Origin of the sequence: Wohlfahrtiimonas populi (genome assembly GCF_002006795.1) — a bacterium.
GTDB classification, from domain to species: domain Bacteria; phylum Pseudomonadota; class Gammaproteobacteria; order Cardiobacteriales; family Wohlfahrtiimonadaceae; genus Wohlfahrtiimonas; species Wohlfahrtiimonas populi.
The window spans coordinates 172,243-193,591 of the sequence record NZ_MVDN01000004.1; the positions used below are offsets into that span (position 1 = coordinate 172,243).

Genomic DNA, 21,349 nt, shown 5'->3' on the forward strand with positions numbered 1-21,349 from the left:
AGGTAAGGAGTGATCTCTGTCAACTCCTCACTATTTAGGGCCTGGAGAACACAATGAAACGCATGTTAATTAATGCGAGCCAACCAGAAGAGACACGTGTCGCTTTAGTGGATGGACAACGCCTATATGATTTAGATATTGAAAATGCTACAAATATTCAAAAGAAAGCAAATATATACAAAGGTATCATCACAAGAATCGAACCTTCATTAGAAGCTTGCTTTGTCGATTATGGTTCAGAACGCCATGGTTTCTTATCTTTCAAAGAAGTTTCTAGAGAATATTACTCTGATGCTGCAAAATCTATGCAAAAGCCATCCATCAAAGATGCGTTAACAGAAGGCATGGAAGTCATCATTCAAGTTGAAAAAGAAGAGCGCGGAAATAAAGGTGCAGCTTTAACAACAATGATCACATTGGCAGGTCGTTATTTGGTATTGATGCCCAATAATCCAAAATCTGGCGGTGTTTCTCGTCGCATTGAAGGCCAAGAGCGTGTTGCAATTCGCGAAGCGATGAGCCACTTAACAATTCCTGATGAAATGGGCGTAATCGTTCGTACAGCAGGTTTAGGTCGTACAGCGGAAGAATTACAATGGGATCTAGATTATTTGATGACGCTTTGGCGCTCTATCAAAACAGCATCCACTGAAAAAGCACCGTTCTTAATCTATCAAGAAAGCAATATCATCATCCGTGCATTGCGTGATTACTATCGCAATGACATCGGTGAAATTTTAATTGACAACCCTGAAATTTATGAAGAAGCAGCGCTTTTCGTGAGCAGAACAATGCCACAAATCCGCTCTAAGATTAAATTATACGAAGATCAAATTCCTTTGTTCACGCGTTATCAAATCGAAAACCAAATTCAATCAGCTTACCAACGTGAAGTGAAATTGCCTTCAGGCGGTGCTTTAGTTATCGACTACACAGAAGCTTTGGTTTCTATCGACATCAACTCAGGCCGTGCAACTCGCGGTGCTGACATTGAAGAAACTGCATTCAACACTAACGTTGAAGCCGCAGAAGAAATTGCACGCCAATTGAAACTCCGTGATCTAGGCGGCTTGATTGTCATCGACTTCATTGATATGTTGGAATCAGATCATCAACGCCAAGTGGAAAAAGCATTCCATGAAGCATTGGCTTTAGATCGTGCTCGTATTCAAACTGGTCACATTTCTCGCTTTGGTTTATTGGAAATGTCACGCCAACGTTTACGCCCTTCTTTGGATGAAACAACTCACATTGTTTGCCCACGATGTTCTGGCCATGGAACAATTCGTAACATCAAATCTTTATCATTAGAAATTTTACGTTTAATTGAAGAAGAAGGATTGAAAGAGCGTACTGGCGAAATCATCGTTCAGTTACCTGTTGATGTATCAATCTTCTTGTTGAATGAAAAACGTGAAGATGTTTCAGACATCGAAAAACGCTTAGGTGTTCGTGTTGTGATGATTCCTAATCAAGAATTAGAAACGCCACACTTTGAAATCACGCGTTATCGCACAGATCAAACAATGTTAACAAACAAAGTTAGCAATGAGCACAACACAACTGAAAAACCAATAGAAGAAGCATTGGTGAATCAAGCTTACAATCCTGCTAAACCACAGAAAAATATTCCTGTTGTAAGCAATATGGTACCTGCAACACCGCCGCCTGTCACAGAAGAAAAACCTGTAAAAGTACAACCACAGCAAACACCTTCATTGTGGTCAATGTTCGTGACTTGGTTTAAATCTTTATTAGCACCTTCTGAAAGCGCTCAGCCTAAAAAAGAAGAGAAAAAAGCACAGCCACAAAAGCAACAGCGCCAACGTTCAAATAATCGTCGTCGCAATAATCGCCGTGTGACAACTCGTGCAAATGCACCAGAACATAACGAAATTGCTACAGTTGAACGCGTTTCTGAAAGCCGTTCTGATATTGCTAAAGCTGATAAATCAGATAAGAACGAACGTAAGAATGATTCTGATAAGCAAAATGATGAATCTCGTGACAACAATGGCGAAGCACCAAAGTCTAGAAATCGCCGTTCACGTAACAAGAACAACAATGCTCAAAATACTCAGAAAACTGAAAAATCTGACAACAAGAATGAGAACCCTGTTAAAGCAACAAGCATTGCACCAAAGCCTGATTCTGTAGAAGTTGAAGTAAATGGCGAAGTGCGTAAACGTAAGATCAGAAAAGGTCGTAAACGCATTTCTGAAGAAGAAATGAACGCGTTGAAAAACATTGCAAATGCAGAAGTTATCGCTGAAACAACAGAAAAACCAGTAACTACAGAAGTACCTAATACTTCTACTGAAGAGATTGTGATTCAGCAAGAAGCCGTTGTGATCGTGACAGAAGAAAAACCTAAAGCCNCCAGTAACTACAGAAGTACCTAATACTTCTACTGAAGAGATTGTGATTCAGCAAGAAGCCGTTGTGATCGTGACAGAAGAAAAACCTAAAGCCAAAACTCAAACTGTTAAAGTTGAAGTCGAAGCTGAAAAAGCACCTGAAGTTGCAAGCATTGAAAAACCTGCTGAACCAATTAAAACTGTAACAGAAGAAGTTGAAATTGTGATTCAACAAACAACTGTAGAGCAATCAGAAGAAAAAGCTAAAGAGTCTGAGGCTTCTTTCATCAAAGTTGAAGTTGAGCCTGTTGTTGCTGTAGAACCAGTGAAAGCTGAAGTGCCTGCTGAAATCAAACCTGTAGCGGCACCCATTGAATCCACAGAAGAAATTGTGATTCAACAAAGCATCATTGAAACTAAGCCTGAGCCAAAAACTGCAGAAGTTAAAGAAAAGCCTGCTCAGCAAACTGTGACAGTAGAAGATGAAATCGTGATTAAACCTAAAATCATCGATACAAAAGATGTTAAAGAAGAATCTGAAATTCCAAGCTTCAAGATCATTTTAGAGGACGAAGCACCTAAAAAATAAGCTTCTTTTAAAAATCTTTTCAATTAATTAAAAAGCACAGGCAACTGTGCTTTTTCTTTGCATAGAAAAAGTGCATCTTTTCAGCTACAATAGACTGCTATTATTTTTATTATATAAGTAGGTCAATTGTGGATGCTTCGTTAACCATGTTAACCCCACATACTGTTCCACTCATTAATCGGGAACGTTCTATTCTTGCATTCCAAGAACGTGTATTGGCACAAGCAAAAAATAACACATTGCCATTATTAGAACGCCTCAAATTTATTGCTATTGTTTCATCGAACATTGATGAATTCTTTGAAGTTCGTATGGCAAATATGCAAGAGCAAATTCAATCTGGCTTAGAACGAATCGAGAATCAAAGTGCCAGTGAATGGCGCTTAAACATTCAAGCATATGCGTTGAAAATTACACAAGAACAACATCAAATCTTTTTTCATGAACTTTTACCTGAATTGAAAAAAGAGAGCATCAATGTGTTGGATCAAAATGAATGGAGCACTAAACAACATGAATGGCTCTATCATCTTTTCACACAAAATATGTTGCCAGTTTTCACACCGATTGCGTTGGATTTGGCACATCCTTTTCCACACATTACGAATAAATCACTCAACTTTATTGTGGATTTAAAAGGTACAGATGCGTATGGTCGAAACATTGATACAGCAATTCTGCCCATTCCTGAAAATTTACCACAAATCATTGAGCTACCATCACCCAATGGCGAAACTCAGCTCACAACAATTCAAGCCATCATTGAGGCATTTGTTGCAGATATCTTCCCAAGTTTAGAGATTCTAGGTTTATATCAATTCAGAGTAACTCGCAATAGTCATTTGTACATTGATAAAGAAGAACTGACGAACCTCCACCAAGCTTTGCGTGGTGAATTGAAACAACGCGGTTTTGGTCATGCTGTGCGTTTAGAAATTGAATGTCACTGCCCAGCTCATCTTAAATCACTATTGATCAAAGAATTTGAGCTATCACCTGAAGATTTATATGCAACAGAATATCACTTTGATTTCTCCCAGATTCACAACATTCTCGAATACATTGAACGTAAGCCACATCTGATCTTTACGCCCATCAAACGTCATATTCCTGCACGTTGGGAGAATCGTACAGATGCATTCAGTGAAATCAATCGTCAAGATGTTTTATTGCATCATCCTTATGATCGCTTTCTGCCAGTTGTAGATTTTTTAAAAGAAGCCTCCAATGATCTTGCTGTGCGTGCAATTCGTATGACTGTGTACCGAACAGGTGATGATTCGGAACTCATGGAATTGCTTGTGAATGCTGCAAGACAAGGTAAAGAAGTCAACGTTGTGGTTGAGCTCATGGCTCGCTTTGATGAAGCAACAAATTTATCATGGGCTTCTCGATTAGAAGATGCAGGCATTAAGATTGTTTATGGCGTATTTGGCTATAAAACTCATGCTAAAATGCTCTTAGTGATTCGTGAAGAGCAAAATCTCAAAGGTGAAACTTACCTTCGTCGCTATGCACATGTTGGCACAGGCAATTATCATCAAGGCAATGCAAGATTGTACACAGATTTCAGTTTATTAACTTCTCACAAAGAAGTTACTGCAAGTATTTCTGAAATATTCTTAAATCTATCGAGCCTTGCAAAAATTCCATCGCTATCAACAGTGTGGCAATCGCCCTTCAATTTTATTGATCGTCTATTGGAAGAGATTGATTTTGAAATTAATGAGGCTAAGGCAGGTAGAAAAGGCCATATCATTGCACGCATGAATGCCTTAATGGAACCCATCATCATCACTGCTTTATATAATGCTTCACAAGCTGGCGTACAAATTGATTTAATCGTACGTGGTGCATGTGCATTAAAACCTGGCATACCAGGTTTATCAGAAAATATTCGTGTGCGTTCTATTGTGGGAAGATTCTTGGAACATTCTCGCATTTACTATTTCTATCATGCAGGCAAAGAGCACGCCTATTTATCTAGTGCGGATTGGATGAACCGAAATTTCTTTAGAAGAATCGAAATCGCCGTGCCTTTGTATGATAAAGAGATCAAACAAAAAGTTGTGGAAGAAGGTTTATTATGGTGCTTAGAAGATCAAACTGCATGGTGCTTAAATGGTGCAACAGGCAATTATCATCAAGCGCCACACATTAACCCTGAAACATCCGTTCAATATCGTTTAATTCAAAAGCGCCTGTCGTAGGAAATGCTATGCTCAGTTACATCAATTTTCAAGTAATCCCTTATTTAACTAATGACCAACTATTTTCATTGGTTGTGCTCATTAGTGCCTTTGTTGCGTTTTTAATGGGACGAGTCCGCTATGATTTCGTTGCGTTAGGTGCGCTCTTAGCTTTAGTTATTTCTGGCATTGTGCCAATCTCAAAAACATTTGATGGTTTCAGCCATCCTGCGGTTATCACTGTTGCATCTGTTTTAGTGCTCAGCCATGCCATTGGCAAAACAGGCATTACATATCATCTTTCCAAACGATTGGGATATTTTTCCAATAGCCCATCCATGCTTGTATTTACTTTAGCAGGCTTAGTTGCATTCTTCTCAGCCTTTATGAATGATGTTGGTGCTTTAGCTTTAGTCATGCCAATCGCCATCCAACTTTGCCAACGCTATGATATTCCACCTGCCAAAGTATTAATGCCAATGGCATTTGCTTCACTGTTGGGCGGCACCATTACTGTGATTGGTACACCACCAAACTTAATCGTCGCCAACTATCGTGAATCAATTGGCTTAGCACAGTTCAACATGTTTGATTTCACACCAACAGGTTTAATCATTTCTGTTATTGGCTTGCTCTATCTTTCGCTCATTGGCTGGCGCTTGATTCCTAATCGCCGTTCTGAAAGTGCACAAACTAAATTCACGACAGATAATTATCTCTTGGAAGCCAAAGTTGAACATGGCAATAAAGTTGCAGATAAAACTGTTGCGATACTCGAAGAAATTTCTGAAAACTCAGTAAAAGTTGTTGTGATCATTCGTGGTGCGCGTCGTATCATAGCGCCAAGTAGTGAAGAGATCATTCGTAGTAACGATACATTACTGCTAGAAGGACAACCTGAAGAGCTTAAGCAACTCGAGTTACTGACAGGCATGAACTTAACGCGCAGCATTGCCAATAAAGATATTCCACACGATAAATTAGAAGTTCTAGAAGTTGTGATTAATCCAGGCTCTCGCATGGATAACCGCACATTATCTGAATTACAGTTCCGTGAAAAATATGGTTTAAATGTCATTGGCGTTGCAAGACATGGCGAGAATATTCGTAAGCGCTTCTCTCGCATTCAATTAAAAGTAGGCGATGTTCTACTCGTTCAAGGCCATGCCGATGAACTACCTGAAACATTACGCTATTTAGGTTGTTTCCCATTGGCTGAGCGAGATATCAGCCTCAAAGCTTCTTATCGCTTACTGCCAACCATTTTAATTTTCTTAGGTTCTATAGTTTTAGTGGCGACACAAACATTACCACCACAAATAAGTTTTCCTTTAGCTGTATTCTTATTAGTGATCTTTAAACTCTTGCCAATTCGTGATGTTTATCGTAGCCAAGAAGGCCCTTTATTAATGCTTTTAGGCTGTTTCATTACTGTAGGTTTTGCATTACAACAAACAGGTGTGACAGAAATTCTTGCCAATAAATTAGTGGGCGTAATTGGTGATCTGCCTGATGTTATGATTTTAGGTATCATCATCCTAATCACAATGATCATCACAGATGTCATTAATAGCTCCGCAACTGCTGTCATTATGTGCCCGATTGCTTATGGTATTTCACAGCAGCTTGGACATAATCCTGATGCTTACTTAATGGGTGTTGCGATTGCAAGTTCTTGCACATTCAACACGCCTATTGGTCATCATTCCAATACACTTGTGATGGGCCCTGCTGGCTATCAATTTGGTGATTATTGGCGTGTTGGCTTAATTTTAGATATATTAATATTAATAACCGTTACACCTGCATTACTTTGGGTGTGGCCTTTGTCATAAAATCACTCTATTTAACTTCAAAGGAAATCTATATGAGCGTTTTTAATCAAGTTGTATTGGCCCCTGATGACCCTATTCTTGGCTTAGTGGAAAAATTCAAACAAGATCCAAGAGAGAATAAAATCAACCTTACAATCGGCATTTATGCAGATGCAAATGGTAAAGTACCTGTTCTGAATGNGGAAATCTATATGAGCGTTTTTAATCAAGTTGTATTGGCCCCTGATGACCCTATTCTTGGCTTAGTGGAAAAATTCAAACAAGATCCAAGAGAGAATAAAATCAACCTTACAATCGGCATTTATGCAGATGCAAATGGTAAAGTACCTGTTCTGAATGTTGTGAAAAAAGCTCAAGATGCACTCTTTGCTGAAGCAAAACCTCATGTTTATTTGCCAATGCACGGTTTGCAAATGTACAACAACTCTGTACAGCGTTTACTATTCTCAGAACACCATTCAGTGATTGCTGAAAATCGTTTAGCAACAGTGCAAACATTGGGTGGCACAGGCGCATTGAAAGTTGGTGCAGATTTCCTTAACCAACTATTTGCAGAAAAATTACCAAAAGTTCACGTATCAGATCCTACTTGGGACAACCATCGTGCCATTTTCAAAGGCGCGGGCTTTGAAGTTGAAGCTTATCCTTATTTCGATTCAGAAACTGGCGGTGTACGTTTTGATGCGATGATTGAATATTTCAAAGCATTACCTGCAAACTCCATCGTAATTTTACATGCATGTTGCCATAACCCAACAGGCGCTGATTTAACAGATGCTCAATGGAGAACTTTGGCTGAAGTTGTGAAAGAAAAATCATTGATGCCTTTCTTAGATATGGCTTATCAAGGTTTTGCTCAAGGCGTTCAAGAAGATGCAAAAGCAATTCACATCATGACATATGCTGGTATGCCTGTATTGATTGCAAACTCATTCTCAAAATCGTTCTCGTTATATGGCGAACGCGTTGGTGCTTTATCAGTTGTTACAAAATCAGCTGAAGAACAAGTGCGTGTAACATCACAGTTGAAGAAAATGGTGCGTGCAAACTACTCTTCTCCTCCTGAATTTGGGGCTGCTTTAGTTGGCCACGTATTAAGTAATGATACATTACGCCAAGAATGGTTCGATGAGTTAGCTGAAATGCGTGTACGTATTCATGCAATGCGTGAGAAATTCACTGCATTATTGAATGAAGGCCAAACGAAAAAAGATTTCAGTTTCATCAAACAACAGCAAGGCATGTTCAGCTATTCTGGCCTTACAAAAGAGCAAGCTCAAAAGTTAAGAGATGAGCACGGTGTATATATCTTGGATACAGGTAGAATTTGTATTGCTGCCCTAAATGAGTATAATATCGTGGATTCGGCACAAGCCATCATTAAAGTTTTGTAATACATAACATCAAGGAGATATAGATGAAATTTTTTGAAAACAAATTACCACTATGCATTATTTGGGGTCTTTGTGCTCTCGGTTATACATCACTTATTTCCGTTGTATTTTTCAGCTAGTACATAAGTTATGACCCGGAAAAAAGTGCTCACTAGCACTTTTTTCTTTATCAATAGGCAATTTTCTGTAGTTATTAGTAAAGTACTCTTTTATTGATCACAATCATGATTAACATGATGCTTATGTTTTGGAAACAAGTATAATATTGTTGAGTCAACACAAACTATTATTAAAATTCTATAACATTTGACGTCAGGGAGAGAAAACATGAAAAAGTTTATTGATAACCAATTACCACTCTGGTTCATCTGGGGTGTTTGCATTCTTTCTTATGGTCTTGTTGCGGTTATTGTTGCCTTTAGCTAATACAAAACTCATTACCTAGAAAAAGTGCTTATTAGCACTTTTTTCTTTATCCAATAGTCCAATTTATGTCTCCATTAGCAAAAGAACTCTTCTATTTATTACAATCTGGCGAAATTTATAGTGGTGAAGCCTTAGCACAACGCTTTGATGTTACTCGCCAAGCTGTTTGGAAAGCTATCAACGAACTCAAAGTTGGGCACCTTGTTGAAACAATCGGCCGCCAAGGTTACAAAGCTTTCTATCCTTATATTCCTTTAGATCAAAAAAGTATTTTGGCTAAACTGCCAAAAAACTGCGTGGATGATGTCATTACGCAAATCGATGTCACATCAACTAATGAAGAAATTGCCAAATTGCCAATGAAAAAAGCATTAGTGATGGTGTGTGAAATGCAAACCCAAGGCCGTGGTCGAAATGGTAAAGTTTGGGTTTCTCCTTTAGCGCGTAATCTTTATTTTTCAATGCGCATCCAATTTAAAACTCAAGCATTGGCAAATCTAACAAGTTTTAGCCCTGCTTTAGGCATTTATTTAGTGGAGTATCTTCAAAGTAAAAACATTCCCGCTAAAATTAAATGGCCAAATGATATTTGGGTAAATGGCGCTAAATTAGCAGGTATTCTCATAGAAACTAGTGCAAAATCCGAGCATGAAGTTGAAATGATCATTGGAATTGGCTTGAATAATTTGCCACTTGCTGATACAAACTTAACTCAGAATAAAGCAACATCTGTATATGAAGTATTAGGTGAAGCAATCGATCGTAATATTTTAGTTGCAGATATTATTCAGTTAATCTCTAATCTTAGAGATGATTATGAGTCTTTTAATATTCCGAATATTGTAGAGCTATGGAATCACAATAGCGCTCTATATAGTCAGAAAATTAAATTGTTTTCTCCTGCACGAGAAATTATTGGTACAGAAGTTGGCATCGCAGACAATGGTGCGTTGTTGATTCAAAATGAGGATGGTACTGTGCAGCAGTATTTTTCTGGAGAGCTTTCGCTGCGTGCCTATGCCTAAGTTTTTGTTTGATTGCGGTAACACATGTATTAAGTTTGCTTTATTCACAGAAGAAAATGGTTTGTCACAACATCAGTTCATTGATTATTCAGTGCTACACAGCTTTGTGACTAAGCTCTTTAATCTTTATCCAATGCCAGATGAGATTAAAATCTCGTCAGTCACGAAAGTTGAAAGATTATCAACATTATTGGCTAATATTGCTGAATTTACTGATCTCAAACCCACTATTGCAAGCTCACAAAAAGATGCGTTAGGACTGATCAATCAATATGATATTCCTGAAACATTAGGCATTGATCGTTGGTTAGCAATGCTTGCAGCTTGGGATATTTATCGTGAATCAACATTAGTTGTAGATTTAGGTACAGCTCTAACGATTGATTACATCACACCTGAAGGTAAATTTGAAGGTGGACTAATCTTGCCAGGCATCAAATCATTGCGTGATGCGCTATTGAAAGACACTGCCATTAGAAATATCCCTGAATTACCATATACAAGTGAACTTGGGCACAATACTAGCTCATGTATTTCTTCTGGCATTCACTATGCGGTTGTTGGCTCAATATTAGCATTACATCAATCACTGCCCAATGTTAAAAGTGTCGTTTTATCAGGTGGCAGAGCAAAATGGCTCAAAGATATTTTAGAACCCATTTTGCCCAAAACAGAGTATCATGTGCATAAGCATTTGGTATTAGAAGGATTACTTCGCTTCCAAAGTTAATCCTAATGAGGGTTAGATTATGAAGTCTGAAACTAAAAAAATGCGGTTTCCACTGAAACCAAAGCACCCAGAAAAAATTTGCTGGGGCTGTGATAAGTTTTGTGCTGCCGATAAAATGATGTGTGGCAATGGCTCTGATCGCTCTCAACATCCCATTGAAGTCATTGGCGATGATTGGTATGAAACCTTATCTGAAGAGGATAAGAAAAAAATCATATTGGTTTAATGGTGAGGATTGCCCTACTCAATCGTACCTTTGATTTCATTAGAATGGCTTGGTTTATAAAAATCCAAATTCAACTGATTGATAAAATCACTATTAAAATAATCAAAAATCATCGAAATACCTTGCAAATTAAACAAAGCATAATCTGTCCAAAATGCACAATGCACAGTTACAATGAACCAAAATGTAAATTGATAACTCAGTTTGCGAGTTTTATGACGACAAACCATTTGTCCCCAAAAAGCACCAATCCAACCACCTAACCATTCAAAAAGATGCAATGTAGATTCACGCACGCGCCACATTCTATTTTTAGCAGCTAATTTATCTTTCTCATATAATCCAAAGACCATCATTGAAGCAACCACATAAACAATTGGTAGCCATCTCAATATATCTCTTTGATAAAAGAGCCATAAACCATAACATGTGATGCCGAGTGCGACAAAATAATAAAGAATTTTAATATAATCTCCAATTGTTCTGCTAGCCCGCATTATTCTTTCTCTATATATAATAATGCAGGCATATTACCATTTAATCACAAGGTGGCAAGATCATAATTGCTAAACCGCCTTGTGATGTTTCACGATACTTTGCATTCATATCCTTACCAGTGTTGTACATTGTTTCAATCACTTTATCCAATGAAACTAATGGCGCACTTTGACGATTGATTGCCATGCGCGCTGAGTTAATCGCCTTCACAGATGCAATTGCATTGCGCTCGATACATGGCACTTGCACTTGCCCATCGACAGGATCACACGTTAAACCTAAATTATGCTCCATGCCAATTTCAGCAGCCATGCAAACTTGCTCTGGCGTTGCGCCTAATATTTCTGCCAAGCCTGCTGCTGCCATCGAACAAGCAACACCAACTTCGCCTTGGCACCCCACTTCAGCACCAGAGATCGAAGCATTGCGTTGATACAATGTGCCAATCGCCCCTGATGCTAAAAAGAACTTCATTGCTTTTTCCGGTGTTAATGGCTCAATGAAACGATCATAATATTCCAATACTGCTGGCACAATGCCACAAGCTCCGTTCGTTGGTGCTGTCACAACTCGACCACCTGCTGCATTTTCTTCACTCACTGCTAATGCAAACAAATTAACCCAATCAATGATGATCATAGGATCTTTCGTATTTTGACCATGGGATGTCAGTAATTGATATAAATTATGAGCTCGACGAGGCACGCGCATTGGGCCAGGCAATTGTCCATCTGCTTTCATACCGCGCTCAATACATTCATTCATTACTTTCGCAATATTGCTAAAGTAATCTTGTATATAGTTCAGATCATGTGAAACCAATTCATTTTTCAATACAACATCTGAAATGGATTGTGATGTTTCAGCACAATACTGTAACAATTCTTTCGCAGATGTAAATGGATAAGGTATTGCTGTTATTTCAGTTTTACCTTTCTCAGCACTCATATCATCTTCATCTGAAATGATTTGCCCGCCACCAATTGAATAAAAGCTCATTTTCAATAGCAATTCTTCATCACGATAAGCAGAAAATGTCATCGCATTTTCATGGCGAGGTAAAAATTCACTGTGAAATTTCAGATGTGTTTTAGGAAAATCAATTTTATATTGACCATCATAAATGGATAGTTTTTCCTGAGTTCTAATAGTTTCTACAATGTTAGGAATCGCTTCAATATCCACATCATTGGCAGAATAACCTGATAAACCTAATAAAATTGCCACATCAGTTAAGTGACCTTTGCCGGTTAATGACAATGATCCATAAACATCAGCAATTAATGTGGTTGTCTCTTCAATCAAATTTTGCTGGATCAAACGATCCACGAATTCTTTAGCCGCTTTCATTGGGCCAATTGTGTGTGAGCTGGATGGGCCGATGCCAACTTTAAATACGTTCAATACGCTGTACATGATTCAGCCTCCAAATAAATTTAAACCAAAGTAAAGGTTCGTTATTTTGCCTAATTTATGCAAATTAGGCAACGCGATATCATGCTAATTTATTTTTAAAAAAGTTATCTTTTTGATATGATTTGTAACAACTTCTCTTTTGCCATTTCCCATAATGGAGCGATCATGAAAAAGCTTATTTTATTGGCAACACTTCTATTTCTGCAAGGCTGTGCTTCTAATTTCTTAGTGAATCAAGCAGGAGATGCTTTACATTATGAAGCTATTGCACAATTGCCCAAGAAAGAAGTCATGGATAGACGCGCTTATGTTGGCGGACAGATTGCTACCATCGATCGTAGTAAACGCCAGATTGAGTTAGTTAAGCGCCACATCAACAATTCCGGCTATCCTGAAGAAGGTAGCAATAACTTAGAACAACGTATCTTTGTCACATTCACGCCTGATGTCCGCATTAACTTCTATGATCTTGCCGCTGGCGATCGCATGGCTGTGATTGGTAAAATCATCGATCTACAGAAAGCTGACATTGCAGGCAATGAGATGACAATCCTACAAGTTGAAGTGAGTGGCGATAATTATAGAACATGGACTAATAATTATAGCCATCGTTGGGATGATGAGCCTTTCTATTGGAGTCCATATGGTAGATATGGCCGTTATCGCCCTTGGTACTACTAATCAAAATCCCACGGATCAATCTCACAAAAGTGGCGAATCTGACTGGGTAAATGATTCGCCGCTGATTGCATCAAATAATGTACTAATTGATGCAATGCTTTTCTCGATTTGCTTTGTAATACAACATAAAAACGATAATAGTTCTGACGCTTCGACAACGAATTAGGATAAATCGGCGTAATGCCCACAGGATAATCTCGGCAATCCAATGATTGCATCAATCCTTCAAAAGCCTTCAATGTTTCCTGCTCACTCTGCCCTTCCACTTGGAATAATGCTTGATATTCGTAAGGTGGAAATTCAAAATGATGGCGCTGTTCTAGTAAATTACGCGCAAATTTTGCATAACCCTGCTGTGGCAATTCTGTAAATAGTGGATGTTCAGGAAAGTGCGTTTGAATCACCACTTGTCCATGAGAAACATCTCGCCCTGATCGCCCTGAAACTTGCATTAAGGTCTGTGCTAATTTCTCTTCTGCTCGGAAATCTGATGAATACAAAATACCGTCAATATCCACCATACCAACCAATGTCACTTTATCGAAATCATGACCTTTGGCGATCATCTGTGTACCAATGATGATATCTACATTGCCTGCAATCACATCCTTCACAGCATCTTCAAATGCAGTTTTATTCTGCAATTGATCACGATCAAAACGAATCACATTAGCTTTAGGAAATGCATCTTGTAACGCTTTCTCAATGCGCTCGGTACCTTGCCCATGCATTTTCAATAATGCATTGTTACAGCTTGGGCATTTATTGGGTAATGCTTCACTGTGCCCACAATGATGGCAACGCAAGCTATGATTTTTACGATAAACCGTTAAACGATATTCGCAGGCTTTGCACTCTGGCACCCAACCACAAACTTCACACATCAAAACTGGCGAATAACCGCGACGATTGATATAAATTATCACTTGCTCTTTGCGTTCAATCGTTGCTTCAATGGCATTCAATAATTCAACAGAAATGCCATCCATCACCATGGATTCATTCATATCAATGATCTGCCAATTGGGAATTTGTCCTTTTGCCCGCTCATTCAGTGATAATAATTGATAGCGTTCACGCTCTACGTTATGCAACGTTTCTAAAATTGGTGTTGCAGAACCTAATACCAATGGAATCTTTAATAAATAGGCGCGCTGAATGGCTGCATCATGCGCAGAATAACGCACAGTATCACGCTGACGATATGAGCCATCGTGCTCTTCATCAATCATAATCATGCCAAGATTATCAAATGGCGTGAATAATGCCGAGCGCGTGCCGATTACCAAAGGCACAGTATGATGTTTTGCAGCTTCCCAAGCTTGCAACTTCTGATTCTCATTTACTTCGGAATGAACAACCACAAAGGAGATATTCAAAATACTTTTAACGCGTTCAATAAACTGTGGTGTTAAACCAATTTCTGGCACAAGAATCAATACTTGCTGGCCTTTGGTTAAAACTCGTTTCACCAACTCTAAATAAACTGCTGTTTTGCCTGAACCTGTCACACCTTCCAATAAAGATACCGAAAACTGCTCTAATGCAATCGCATCCACAGCTTTCTGTTGCTCATCATTTAATCTATAAGGCAATGGTGGAAATGTATGCTGTAAGAAATCTATAGGCTCGGGATATTGCTCTATATATTGCACGATGTTATCAGCTACTAAAGCTTTTTCGTGGGCTTTAAAATTACTGAATAATCCACAAAATTGAGTGCGTTCAATCGGCACGTGTTCTGCTAATTGCTCAACCAATGTCACTCGTGCTTTTTTATTTTTATTCTCTTCAATCCATGTGGAGAAATCATCAGATAATGTTAAATAAGTTTCACTACTTCGCTCATATGGCTCACTTTTACGGAGCTTTTGTGGCAACATCATACGAAAAACTAAGCCAATCGGTGCGTGATAATATTCAGCAATCCATTGCCCAAGCTTTAACATATCTTCTGTGAAAATGGGTGCTGTATCTAATAATTCAGCTTTCTTGAGCTTTTTATATTCACTCTGTTCAATAACTTTTAGGACAACGCCCACTAAATTTTGCCGCCCAAAGGAGACTTTGACACGGCAACCAATGGGCGCAATATCTGATGTTAACTCATAATCAAATACAGCATACAATGGACTTGGAATGGCAACTTGAACAATCATTGAAATACTTTAGGTGCTCCGTTCCCAATTTCTAAATCCAATTGTGCTAAATGTTTAAAGCCAAATAAACCTGCAATGATATTCGATGGAAATGATTCACGATCGATATTATAAAAAGTCACGCTATCGTTATAAGCTTGTCTTGCAAAAGCGATGGTATTTTCAATGTGTACCAACTCTTCATGCAATAATTTCATTTGTTGATTCGCTTTCAATTCAGGGTATTCTTCTACATTTGCAAAGAAACCTTGCAGGGCTGATGCAAAACTTGATTCGCTCTGCAATAACATCTGCATTGCTGCCAATGAGCCGATATCATCACGCGATGCAACCAAACTATCTGAAGCACGTTTACGTGCGCTGATTACACGTTCCAAAACTGTTGCTTCATGATCTAAATAACCTTTTGCCACAGAAACCAAATTTGGCACAAGATCATGACGTTTTTTTAACTGTACATCGATCTGTGCAAAGCTATTTTTGCAATAGTTACGTTTACGTACCAATCGATTAAAAATCGCAATGATTGTCACAGCAGCAAATGCTGCAATGATCCAAAAAATTGTTGAGGTTGTCATATTATTATTTTCCTTATCTGCCTAACTCGTACTCATCAATATTCTTAAACATACTTTTAACCACAATAGGATGGAACTTAGCGACAGGCACCATATATATTTTGCCTAAAATATTATGCTCCTTGACTGACGCAATCACATGCACCTTATTTTTTTGTTCATTTAAAGGTACTAATTTGATACAAATACAGACATCTAAATGCTTATCTTTCACTGCTAATGTTAACTTATTCTGTTGCTCTTCAAGAATCTGGAAGAAATGCGCTTTATGAGTTCCCCTATCAATACCGCCTTCAGAAAATCCTTGAATAGTTTTAATACCAAATAATCGGCAGAAAAAATCACGCACGCTAAACGAATAGCCGATCCATTTAGGCTGATGTTGTGTCATTAAGACATAAAAATCCATCGCAGATAATTCATTGGAAATTTCCATAGTTTGCACATCGAAATAATCCAATTGTTCTTTTGCACAAATTAAATCAATATGTTCAGGAAAATTATCTACAACCATATTTATAACCTTAATGATTTCTTTTTCAGATTAATATGAAAAACGAGATTGAATTTTTGCCAATACCTTCAATGCACTCGAACGCAATGTTTTACGTTCAACATAACCCACATGAATCACGCGAAATGCTTCTAGTTTAGACAATAAGTAAGCATCACTCGTTTGTAATTCATCCACTAAATTCAATGTTAATGCTTGTGAGCCTAGCCAATGCTCGCCCGTTGCGATTTCATCAATGTTCACTTGTGGACGATGTTGATTCACATACGCTTTAAAAATTGTGTGAATATCTTCTAATTCTTCTTTGAATTTTTCACGGCCTTCATCGGTATTTTCACCAAACATTGTCACAGTGCGTTTATATTTACCTGCTGTGAATTGCTCATAATCAATATCATATTTTTCCAATAAACGATGGAAGTTTGGCAATTGTGCCACAACACCGATTGAGCCAATAATTGCAAATGGTGCGGCAACGATCTTATTCGCCACACAAGCCATTAAGTAACCGCCACTTGCTGCAACTTCATCCACTGCAACAGTTAAGTTAAAATTTTTCTCTTTAAAACGCTCCAATTGCGCAGCTGCCAAACCATAGCCGTTCACAACACCACCAGGGCTTTTTAAACGCACAAATACTTCATCATTTTCTTTAGCAACGCTCAATACTGCATTCACTTCTTGCTTTAGGTTCTGTGCTGCATTGGCTGCCATATCACCATCAAAATCCAATACGAATAATTTAGGCAATGCTTTAGCTTCATCTTCTGTGGATTCTGATTTTTTCTTCCAGAACTGCCACCATTTTTTCTCAGATTTTTTGCTCGCTTTTTCATCTTCTTCAGACTTTTCATCAGAAATAAGATCTTCATACGATTCTTTCAACTCATCAAATTCTTCTGATAAATCTTCAAAGCAAATGGCACCTTTTTTCTTTTTAAGGTCTTTACCGCCCTTAATGATGATCAAAATAAGTAAAAGAGAAACTAAAATCGTGACGAGTTTGAAGAAAAATAAAAAGTAATTGGCTAAAAAATCCACTATATTCATTCCTAAGTACATAATAATAAAAAAGCCCAAATCAATGATTCAGGCTTTTACAGTATTGATTTTATCTGAGCTTACTGAGCTTTATATTCAATGTTAATTTTTTGCTGAATCCCTTCGATTTTATCACGAAGTTGGTTAGCAATTAGAGAATCTTTGATGCGCTCTTGAGAAAGCTCTAAAGTATCGATTGGCGTTTCACGAACTTCTTCCAAGCTGATGATGTGATAACCGAACTGAGTTTTCACAGGTGCTTTAGAAACTTCGCCTGCTTTCATTGTTTGTAATGCTGCACCAAATTCTGGCACCATTACTTGTGCTCTGAACCAGCCCAATTCACCGCCAGTATCTTTTGAGCCTGGATCTTTAGAGAATTTCTGTGCTGCTTCTGCAAATGATAAAGGTTTTTTCTTATCATTTAACTTAGCCAATAAATCTTTAGCTTCAGCTTCAGTTTCAACCAAGATGTGCGCTGCACGATATTCATTTTTATCGATTGCTTTCACTTGCTTGTCATATTCTGCTTTTACTTCTTCATCTGTAATTTTGATGTCATCTACAGTTTTCTTCAAGAAAGCCTGAGATAAACCTAATCTTGCAGCATGATCAATAAATTTTTTGTATTCAGCAGTTTGATCTAAACCTTCTTTCTTCGCTTTGCTTGCCAATTTATCTTGCAATGCCAATTGAGAAATCAATTCGTTCAATTGTTGTGCGTTTTGAATAAATTCTAAGTTATCTACGCCCACAATTGGTTCTACTGCTGATTGAAAATCTGCTTTTGATAATGGTTTACCATCAATCACAGCCACTGGATCTGGAATTTCAAAAGTTTGCGCTAAGCTCATAGAGCCAACAATGCTACTGAAAACTAATGCTGCACTAATTAACGTTTTTTTCATACTTAATAAGTCCTTATTTATTGGGTACAGTCGCTTCAATACTCAGTGCATGGATTTCACTATGCATCATGGAATCAACCGCGGTATATACCATTCTGTGACGTTGAACCAATGTTTTCCCCACAAATGCTTCAGAACAAATTTTTACAGTAAAGTGTCCTGCACCATTTTTTGCTCCTGCATGTCCTACATGATGATGACTGTCATCAATAATTTCAAGAAGCTCTGGTGAAAAATTTTCACGAAGTAATACTCCCATTCGTGCAATTCTTTCTACATTCATCATTATCCCTCTAAATTCTTACTCTTTTCAGCCGCTTCTCTATGACGTTTACTTTCACGATATAAATTCGCAATCATAATCACAGAGAACAATGTTGCCAAAATTGGGCCGATGATTGTTTTATAAATCACCCAACCTTCATTCGAAATATTAAATACAACTAATGCTGTATTGATTAATCCGCTAATGAAGAAATAAATCATCCAAATAATATTTTGGCGTAACCATACTGAATCAGGTAAATCTAATTCTAAATGCTTAGCAAATAAGTATTTGAAAGGCATCGTTTTAGAATAATACATCACAGCCAAACCAATACATAAAACTGCATTGATTACAGTTGGGCGCCATTTAATGAAAGATTCATTATCGAAATAAACTGTTAAACCTGAAAAAACCAAAAGGCTTCCCAACATTCCCCATGTTTTCCAATTGGTTTGTCGCCAAAAAACAGCACATACGACAGCCGCAACAACGCCAGCGCTTAATAATACTTTAGTGGCAAAGATTAAATTTTTACCACCAAAAAAGAAGCCTAGCAAAAAGGCAACAGATGTTAGCCCTAAAGCCGCTTGTGGAATATTGAATTTACCCAAGATTTGTTACAACCTCATTCAATGAAGCTTCACCATCAATATTGAATGATGTTGCTTCTTTATTAATGCGCTTTGTTAAACCTGTTAATACTTTATTTGGACCACATTCAACCAATTGAGTCACGCCTTGTGCGATCATTGATTCAACTGTTTCTGTCCAACGAACTGGTTGATATAACTGCTCAACCAAACTTGTTTTGATTTCAGCTGCATCATTGTGTGTTTTCACATCTACGTTGTGAATTACAGCAATGCTTGGTGCTGCAAATGTTAAAGATTCCATTTCTACTGCTAAACGATCCGCAGCTGGCTTCATCAACATGCAATGTGATGGCACTGAAACTGGCAAAGGCATTGCTTTACGCGCACCTTTATCTTTCGCCATTGCACTTGCTCTTTCCACTGCTGCTGCAGTTCCTGCAATCACAACTTGGCCAGGAGAGTTGAAGTTTACAGCTGATAAAATTTCACCTTCTGCAGCTTCTTCACATAATGCAACAACTGCCGCATCTTCCATGCCCAAAATCGCAGCCATTGCACCTTCACCAGGTTGCACAGCTTCTTGCATGTATGTTGCGCGCTGAGAAACTAATTTCACTGCATCAGCAAATGATAAAACACCTGCTGCAACCAATGCTGAGTATTCACCCAAGCTATGGCCCGCTAAAAATGCAGGACGAACTTCACTTTTTTCACACCATAAGCGCCACAAAGCAATGCTCACAGTTAAAATTGCAGGCTGAGTAATCACTGTTTTACCCAACTCTTCTTTAGAGCCTTCTAAAATGATTGCACGCAAATCATAGCCCAATGCATCATTAGCTTCTTGTAATGTCGCAGCCACAACTGGTTCATTCACAACATCAGCCAGCATGCCTTCTGTTTGTGAACCTTGACCTGGGAAAATAAATGCTAAATCTTTCTGAATCATAAAAACCTCTGTATTACATTCTGATCAAGGCTGAGCCCCAAGTGAAACCGCCACCAAATGCTTCTAATAATATTAATTGACCTTCTTTCACACGACCATCACGGCGCGCTGCATCCAATGCTAATGGGATACTTGCTGCGGATGTATTCGCATGTTGATCAACTGTAATGATAATTTTGCTTGAGTCTAAACCCATTTTCTTTGCTGTCGCATTGATGATGCGTAAGTTTGCTTGGTGAGGAATCAACCAATCCACTTGCTCTGCACTGATCTCATTTTGAGTTAATGTTTCCGCAACGATTTCATGCAATTTAGAAACAGCGTGTTTAAACACTTCACTGCCTTTCATTTGCACATATGGATTACCATCCACATCATCAGCATAAGGGCGATCCACACGTAATAAATCAGCATGGCGACCATCTGAGTGGATATGTGTTGATAAAACACCAGACTCTTCGCTTGCTTCTAAAATAATTGCAGCAGCACCATCACCAAATAACACACATGTTGCACGATCATTCCAATCCAACAAGCGAGAATAAACTTCTGTACCGATAATTAATGCACGCTTTGCAGAACCTGCTTTAATAAAGTTATCAGCAACACTCAAAGCGTAAATAAAGCCTGAACATGCAGCAGTGACATCAAATGCTGGTGCACCTTGATTACCCAATTCCGCTTGAATCAATGTTGCTGTTGATGGATAAACTTTATCTGGCGTTGATGTTGCCACCACGATCAAATCGATATCTGTTGCATCAATCCCTGCATTTTCTAATGCAGAACGCGCAGCATTCGCACCAAAACTTGTTGCAGTTTCACCTTCTGAGGCAATGTAACGCTGATGAATACCTGTACGTTCTACAATCCAATCATGATTTGTTTCGATCTTTTTTTCTAAATCATAATTAGTGACCACATTTTCTGGCAAATAGTGACCTGTTCCAATAATCTTAGAGTACATGCCTAA

At 38.2% G+C, this 21,349-nt stretch carries 19 protein-coding genes and 1 pseudogene; 9 read left to right on the top strand and 11 right to left on the bottom strand.

Annotated elements, in window-relative coordinates:
• Positions 1-53: 53 nt before the first annotated feature.
• The 8 genes and pseudogenes from BZK16_RS06635 to BZK16_RS06670 form a co-directional block, all read left to right on the top strand.
• A pseudogene (locus tag BZK16_RS06635) lies at positions 54-1,583 on the top strand (Rne/Rng family ribonuclease); the annotation flags it as partial.
• A gap of 838 nt (positions 1,584-2,421) precedes the next feature.
• A complete protein-coding gene (locus BZK16_RS06640) occupies positions 2,422-2,946 on the top strand; it encodes a hypothetical protein (protein ID WP_077928112.1) in 525 nt (174 codons plus the stop codon).
• A gap of 146 nt (positions 2,947-3,092) precedes the next feature.
• Complete coding sequence (gene ppk1, locus BZK16_RS06645; RefSeq protein WP_077928113.1) at positions 3,093-5,156, top strand: polyphosphate kinase 1; 2,064 nt, start codon at positions 3,093-3,095, stop codon at positions 5,154-5,156.
• A gap of 8 nt (positions 5,157-5,164) precedes the next feature.
• A complete protein-coding gene (locus tag BZK16_RS06650) occupies positions 5,165-6,970 on the top strand; it encodes an SLC13 family permease (RefSeq protein ID WP_077928114.1) in 1,806 nt (601 codons plus the stop codon).
• 191 nt (positions 6,971-7,161) lie between these two features.
• Positions 7,162-8,364 (top strand): amino acid aminotransferase, encoded by a 1,203-nt coding sequence (locus tag BZK16_RS06655; RefSeq protein WP_077928191.1) that lies wholly within the window; start codon positions 7,162-7,164, stop codon positions 8,362-8,364.
• A gap of 491 nt (positions 8,365-8,855) precedes the next feature.
• Entirely contained in the window at positions 8,856-9,815 is a 960-nt protein-coding gene (locus tag BZK16_RS06660; protein ID WP_077928115.1) for a biotin--[acetyl-CoA-carboxylase] ligase, read from the top strand.
• Positions 9,808-10,545, top strand: a complete 738-nt coding sequence (locus tag BZK16_RS06665) for a type III pantothenate kinase (RefSeq protein WP_077928116.1) — start codon at positions 9,808-9,810, stop codon at positions 10,543-10,545. The genes BZK16_RS06660 and BZK16_RS06665 overlap by 8 nt, the downstream gene beginning before the upstream one ends.
• 19 nt (positions 10,546-10,564) lie before the next feature.
• Entirely contained in the window at positions 10,565-10,771 is a 207-nt protein-coding gene (locus tag BZK16_RS06670; protein WP_332881382.1) for a DUF3079 domain-containing protein, read from the top strand.
• A gap of 14 nt (positions 10,772-10,785) precedes the next feature.
• Here BZK16_RS06670 and BZK16_RS06675 read toward each other — a convergent pair whose 3' ends face one another.
• Both BZK16_RS06675 and BZK16_RS06680 read right to left on the bottom strand, forming a co-directional pair.
• The gene (locus BZK16_RS06675) at positions 10,786-11,268 is read right to left on the bottom strand and encodes a DUF1294 domain-containing protein (protein WP_077928117.1); all 483 of its coding nucleotides are present in this window, start codon (positions 11,266-11,268) and stop codon (positions 10,786-10,788) included.
• Between the two features lie 40 nt (positions 11,269-11,308).
• Complete coding sequence (locus tag BZK16_RS06680) at positions 11,309-12,685, bottom strand: L-serine ammonia-lyase (RefSeq protein WP_077928118.1); 1,377 nt, start codon at positions 12,683-12,685, stop codon at positions 11,309-11,311.
• A gap of 165 nt (positions 12,686-12,850) precedes the next feature.
• On the opposite strand from BZK16_RS06680, the gene BZK16_RS06685 reads away from it, so the two are divergent.
• Positions 12,851-13,366, top strand: coding sequence for a Slp family lipoprotein (locus tag BZK16_RS06685; protein WP_077928119.1), 516 nt, complete (start codon positions 12,851-12,853; stop codon positions 13,364-13,366).
• Here the strand turns inward: BZK16_RS06685 and BZK16_RS06690 are convergent.
• The 9 genes from BZK16_RS06690 to BZK16_RS06730 all read right to left on the bottom strand — a co-directional run bounded on the left by BZK16_RS06690 (position 13,363) and on the right by BZK16_RS06730 (position 21,343).
• Positions 13,363-15,525, bottom strand: a complete 2,163-nt coding sequence (locus BZK16_RS06690) for a primosomal protein N' (RefSeq protein ID WP_077928120.1) — start codon at positions 15,523-15,525, stop codon at positions 13,363-13,365. The genes BZK16_RS06685 and BZK16_RS06690 overlap by 4 nt on opposite strands.
• Positions 15,522-16,103, bottom strand: a complete 582-nt coding sequence (locus BZK16_RS06695) for a LemA family protein (protein ID WP_077928121.1) — start codon at positions 16,101-16,103, stop codon at positions 15,522-15,524. The genes BZK16_RS06690 and BZK16_RS06695 overlap by 4 nt, the downstream gene beginning before the upstream one ends.
• A 13-nt stretch (positions 16,104-16,116) precedes the next feature.
• A complete protein-coding gene (locus tag BZK16_RS06700) occupies positions 16,117-16,617 on the bottom strand; it encodes a DUF2867 domain-containing protein (RefSeq protein ID WP_077928122.1) in 501 nt (166 codons plus the stop codon).
• Positions 16,618-16,647: 30 nt separating this feature from the next.
• Positions 16,648-17,667 carry a protease SohB gene (sohB, locus tag BZK16_RS06705; protein ID WP_408645563.1) on the bottom strand — a complete coding sequence of 340 codons (1,020 nt, stop codon included), beginning with the start codon at positions 17,665-17,667 and terminating at the stop codon, positions 16,648-16,650.
• A gap of 71 nt (positions 17,668-17,738) precedes the next feature.
• Positions 17,739-18,566 (bottom strand): peptidylprolyl isomerase, encoded by an 828-nt coding sequence (locus BZK16_RS06710; RefSeq protein ID WP_077928124.1) that lies wholly within the window; start codon positions 18,564-18,566, stop codon positions 17,739-17,741.
• Positions 18,567-18,579: 13 nt separating this feature from the next.
• A complete protein-coding gene (locus BZK16_RS06715) occupies positions 18,580-18,852 on the bottom strand; it encodes a BolA family protein (protein ID WP_332881383.1) in 273 nt (90 codons plus the stop codon).
• The gene (locus tag BZK16_RS06720) at positions 18,852-19,445 is read right to left on the bottom strand and encodes an inner membrane-spanning protein YciB (protein WP_077928126.1); all 594 of its coding nucleotides are present in this window, start codon (positions 19,443-19,445) and stop codon (positions 18,852-18,854) included. Before BZK16_RS06720 ends, BZK16_RS06715 begins: the two co-directional genes overlap by 1 nt.
• A complete protein-coding gene (gene fabD, locus BZK16_RS06725) occupies positions 19,438-20,376 on the bottom strand; it encodes an ACP S-malonyltransferase (RefSeq protein WP_077928127.1) in 939 nt (312 codons plus the stop codon). The genes BZK16_RS06720 and fabD overlap by 8 nt, the downstream gene beginning before the upstream one ends.
• A 13-nt stretch (positions 20,377-20,389) precedes the next feature.
• Complete coding sequence (locus BZK16_RS06730) at positions 20,390-21,343, bottom strand: beta-ketoacyl-ACP synthase III (RefSeq protein WP_077928128.1); 954 nt, start codon at positions 21,341-21,343, stop codon at positions 20,390-20,392.
• Positions 21,344-21,349: the final 6 nt, after the last annotated feature.

Bases quoted from the DNA above. Each gene is read 5' to 3' on its own strand.
- BZK16_RS06665 (WP_077928116.1), top strand. From the start codon at position 9,808: ATGCCTAAGTTTTTGTTTGATTGCGGTAACACATGTATTAAGTTTGCT.
- BZK16_RS06710 (WP_077928124.1), bottom strand. From the start codon at position 18,566: ATGAAAAAAACGTTAATTAGTGCAGCATTAGTTTTCAGTAGCATTGTT.
- BZK16_RS06695 (WP_077928121.1), bottom strand. From the start codon at position 16,103: ATGACAACCTCAACAATTTTTTGGATCATTGCAGCATTTGCTGCTGTG.
- BZK16_RS06730 (WP_077928128.1), bottom strand. From the start codon at position 21,343: ATGTACTCTAAGATTATTGGAACAGGTCACTATTTGCCAGAAAATGTG.
- BZK16_RS06685 (WP_077928119.1), top strand. From the start codon at position 12,851: ATGAAAAAGCTTATTTTATTGGCAACACTTCTATTTCTGCAAGGCTGT.
- BZK16_RS06660 (WP_077928115.1), top strand. From the start codon at position 8,856: ATGTCTCCATTAGCAAAAGAACTCTTCTATTTATTACAATCTGGCGAA.
- BZK16_RS06680 (WP_077928118.1), bottom strand. From the start codon at position 12,685: ATGTACAGCGTATTGAACGTATTTAAAGTTGGCATCGGCCCATCCAGC.
- BZK16_RS06675 (WP_077928117.1), bottom strand. From the start codon at position 11,268: ATGCGGGCTAGCAGAACAATTGGAGATTATATTAAAATTCTTTATTAT.
- BZK16_RS06670 (WP_332881382.1), top strand. From the start codon at position 10,565: ATGAAGTCTGAAACTAAAAAAATGCGGTTTCCACTGAAACCAAAGCAC.
- BZK16_RS06715 (WP_332881383.1), bottom strand. From the start codon at position 18,852: ATGATGAATGTAGAAAGAATTGCACGAATGGGAGTATTACTTCGTGAA.
- sohB (WP_408645563.1), bottom strand. From the start codon at position 17,667: ATGAATATAGTGGATTTTTTAGCCAATTACTTTTTATTTTTCTTCAAA.
- BZK16_RS06655 (WP_077928191.1), top strand. From the start codon at position 7,162: ATGAGCGTTTTTAATCAAGTTGTATTGGCCCCTGATGACCCTATTCTT.
- BZK16_RS06690 (WP_077928120.1), bottom strand. From the start codon at position 15,525: ATGATTGTTCAAGTTGCCATTCCAAGTCCATTGTATGCTGTATTTGAT.
- ppk1 (WP_077928113.1), top strand. From the start codon at position 3,093: ATGTTAACCCCACATACTGTTCCACTCATTAATCGGGAACGTTCTATT.
- BZK16_RS06700 (WP_077928122.1), bottom strand. From the start codon at position 16,617: ATGGTTGTAGATAATTTTCCTGAACATATTGATTTAATTTGTGCAAAA.
- fabD (WP_077928127.1), bottom strand. From the start codon at position 20,376: ATGATTCAGAAAGATTTAGCATTTATTTTCCCAGGTCAAGGTTCACAA.
- BZK16_RS06650 (WP_077928114.1), top strand. From the start codon at position 5,165: ATGCTCAGTTACATCAATTTTCAAGTAATCCCTTATTTAACTAATGAC.